Consider the following 2,197-nt stretch of genomic DNA (forward strand, 5'->3'; position numbering starts at 1 on the left):
CGGCAATACGCCGCTTGCGTCATTCCGCTGCTTTGCCAAGTGTTCAGGTGATGTATCCAATGCGCAGTTAAGGTCATGCATTATCCTCTTCAAAAATTTTGAGAATAACGGTTCTGAACTTATTAGAACAGGTGGTTTGGTTGAGCGCTTACGATGAAGTAATGCGCATCTATAATAAGTTAGTAAGTTTTCAGCGATATAGGGACCAAGATCGCTATAAAAAAATATTATGAAAACCATAAAACGCGACAAAAATTTTCAAGAACTAGGGCAATCGTTTTCGCGAGAAAGCCTTAGTATGCTTACGAAAATACCTATGGAGCGCTACCGAACAAAATTAGATTTAGATAATGATGGAGACATCACTGACACCATTATTAAATCTACTAGTTTGGTGAGTGTTTCTGCAAATGTTCGTATGGAAGTCGATGGATTGTTCATTGTTGACAAACAATTACGGCAAGTAGAAGAAGCTAAAATGCATGATATTTTTGCCGACAAAGAAATATTGGAATGGCCAAGCGTAGCACATTTTCCACCACTAGCTGCGCCAATAGATTTGTTTGTTTATAAAGGGAAAACATATTTTGATGGTTTTATCAATATATCTTTTTTTTGGACGTTTCGCCAACAGTTGACCGACATGTACCCGCTAAGTTAGGCGTTTTTTATTCACGAATATGGACAAAACGCGTAAAATCTGTGAGTGTGAATGGGTTAACGGGGAGGTTTATCCTTATATTTACATTAATTAAACCTCGTTTGATGGACTAAGGAATTATGATGGTTAAAAGAATATATTGCATCGATGTTTATAAGCTTGTTTTATGGGCTTTTATGAGTTTATCCCCCTCGCTATATGCCGGTTTACTCGATCCACCAGTTATTAGCTATTCGGTAATCGATTGTGAAAAGTCGTATTTAGTCCAAGTGTTTAAAGATGGGCGTGTTGAATATCGAGGTGGAGAAGGAGTGACAATTCAAGGTAAACACAGTAGTCGTATTAGCCAGGATACAGTAGCAGCCCTTATGAAAAGCTTTTCTGGCACAAAAACGTGACGTCAGATGATCAAGATATATTGCCTGCAATAATGCATGGGATGTTCATGGGGGCGGCTATTCGTATACATGTGGCTAATAAATACTTGACTTTTTATAGTGGGGGTAAATTAGGAGAGGGTGTAGTAGATAGGTATTTTTGTCTGCAAGAATTTCGCTATTTGAGGTCAACTGATGCTTGTAAATATGATTATGATATGCGTCTTTCAGTGGACGTGTTACGCAAGTGGATTAATAAGCAGCATGTATTTTTTAGATGGGAGCTAGACATTATTCGAGCTATCAATTTGACTCAATGGGTAGCTTATCCAGGACATGCACTATGTTATAGAGATTTCCCGATTAGAAGTATTAACCTTAAGAAATAAAAGAATCACGGTGATAGGGTGAGAGGGGGCAGGCCTTACAAATTGCATCAAAATCGCCAAAAAAACGAGGGTGTCACGTCAAATGTAAGGCCTGACCCCATAGTTGTGACCCCATAGTTGCGATTACCGCGACGGCACTGGTTTGCGCTATCGGTGATGGCAAACAATTTAAACGCGGACGGGACCTGGCGGCTTGGTTAGGGCTGACGCCAAGACAGAATAGTAGTGGTGGCAAAGACCGTTTGCTAGGCATTAGCAAACGTGGTGATGCTTATTTACGCACGTTGCTGATTCATGGTGCCCGAGCGGTATTAAAAGTGGCCAGCAAGAAAGATGATCCTCGCAGCCGTTGGCTGCAAGGCTTATGTGATAGACGCAACAACAATATTGCAGCGGTTGCTTTAGCCAACAAAAATGCCCGTATCGTTTGGGCGTTGTTAACGAAGAAAACAGATTACCAGCCTGAAGGCAAACCGCTTGAGTTCGAAGGCAAGCCTTCAAACTCAAGCCGGTTGACAGAAAGGACTCGTTCACCCACGATTGCTAAGCAATCATGACTAATGGAAAACAGGTCGAACCGGCGTTTGCAAAACCTTACGAATCCGCTGTGCCTTGAGCACGATAAGGCGCACGGAGCAAACGCGCGAATAGCCCATTATGGCCAGAGCCTATAGCTCAAATTAAAGGCCGGATATACGTGTGCAGTCGTACCCCTATCCAGAAGTCAGAAATGCTTGCAAAACGGGAGGAGTCCATATACGGATTCGCCG

4 protein-coding genes and 1 pseudogene are annotated in these 2,197 nt (G+C 42.1%); 4 read left to right on the forward strand and 1 reads right to left on the reverse strand.

Annotation, left to right across the window (positions count from 1 at the left end; genetic code table 11):
* Positions 1-77: IS66 family insertion sequence element accessory protein TnpA (tnpA, locus tag VZ94_RS33395; protein WP_439097744.1), on the reverse strand; the 77-nt coding region annotated here is incomplete at its 3' end.
* 152 nt (positions 78-229) lie between these two features.
* Between tnpA and VZ94_RS20930 the strand changes: the two genes are divergently transcribed.
* From VZ94_RS20930 to VZ94_RS24875, 4 genes and pseudogenes are all read left to right on the forward strand, one after another.
* Positions 230-661, forward strand: a complete 432-nt coding sequence (locus tag VZ94_RS20930; protein ID WP_045780728.1) for a hypothetical protein — start codon at positions 230-232, stop codon at positions 659-661.
* Between the two features lie 176 nt (positions 662-837).
* Positions 838-1,059, forward strand: coding sequence for a DUF6438 domain-containing protein (locus VZ94_RS20935; protein WP_131655670.1), 222 nt, complete (start codon positions 838-840; stop codon positions 1,057-1,059).
* Positions 1,056-1,427 (forward strand): hypothetical protein, encoded by a 372-nt coding sequence (locus VZ94_RS20940; protein ID WP_045780730.1) that lies wholly within the window; start codon positions 1,056-1,058, stop codon positions 1,425-1,427. The genes VZ94_RS20935 and VZ94_RS20940 overlap by 4 nt, the downstream gene beginning before the upstream one ends.
* A 122-nt stretch (positions 1,428-1,549) precedes the next feature.
* Positions 1,550-1,891, forward strand: a pseudogene (locus VZ94_RS24875) (IS110 family transposase); the annotation flags it as partial.
* Positions 1,892-2,197 lie beyond the last annotated feature (306 nt).

The organism is Methylocucumis oryzae (genome assembly GCF_000963695.1).
GTDB lineage: Bacteria > Pseudomonadota > Gammaproteobacteria > Methylococcales > Methylomonadaceae > Methylovulum > Methylovulum oryzae.